The organism is Vibrio sp. 11-4(1), from assembly GCF_013048625.1.
GTDB classification, from domain to species: Bacteria; Pseudomonadota; Gammaproteobacteria; order Enterobacterales; family Vibrionaceae; genus Vibrio; species Vibrio diabolicus.
In genome coordinates this window covers 1-756 of record NZ_VHSY01000058.1, presented here as the reverse complement: position 1 = coordinate 756, position 756 = coordinate 1, and the positions used below count along the sequence as shown (strand labels likewise).

The 756-nt window shown below is 33.2% G+C and carries 1 protein-coding gene; it reads right to left on the bottom strand.

Annotated elements, in window-relative coordinates; genetic code table 11:
* Positions 1 to 3: 3 nt before the first annotated feature.
* Positions 4 to 714 carry an SEC-C domain-containing protein gene (locus FKN16_RS24345; RefSeq protein ID WP_170903745.1) on the bottom strand — a complete coding sequence of 237 codons (711 nt, stop codon included), beginning with the start codon at positions 712 to 714 and terminating at the stop codon, positions 4 to 6.
* Between the last annotated feature and the right edge of the window lie 42 nt (positions 715 to 756).

Here is a 756-nt window from a genome sequence, read left to right as displayed (position 1 = left end):
TTGTTATGTGAGTTTACCGCAACAGTATTTATACTTATCACCACTATCACATGGACAAAGTGTATTTCTCGAAGGTTCAATCGATGTGTTTGTATGTAAGTCACCTTTGACGTTCACATCAGATAACAGTACGTCGGAAGTAGAATGAAGCGCATTAATTTTAATCAAATATTCCTCACCCAAAACGAAAGGAATGTAGAACAAGTCTGAATTGATTTTTTCTATATCTTTAATGTACGGTTTTCCATCTATTTCCTTTGCCAAAAACTTTTCTTTTTCATTAAAAATAATTATTGACGAATCAACTAATAAATAATTATCTAGCACAAGCCAAGTATGTAATCCCATTCCTGGTGATGATGCCCCTAATTGGGAAACAATATATTTCTCTGATACGTTATACATTGGGTCGCCATGAAAAACATAGTCACCAGTAACTAATATAGACTTTATACCGTTCTTCTTTAATTCAACTTGCAATTCATAGGATAACCTTGTGCAATCTAACCTTGTAATCTCACGACTAACGCCATCTTGATCTCTTTTTTTAATAATTTTAGTGAAGATATCTTCAATTAAAGAAATTGTTCCTTGAATCTTTTCTAAAGGTACATCTTTGAACTCAAACTCTGGTCCAAACGATGGATTTAAATTTAAACCAAGAGTTCTCAAAAGTGACTCGTTCCATAGTCTCCAATATTCTTCTGTATTCATTATATTTTCCTTAACTCTGACCCCACCAACTCACATAACGCC

Coding starts and splice junctions, on each gene's coding strand:
- FKN16_RS24345 (WP_170903745.1), bottom strand. CDS start 714: ATGAATACAGAAGAATATTGGAGACTATGGAACGAGTCACTTTTGAGA.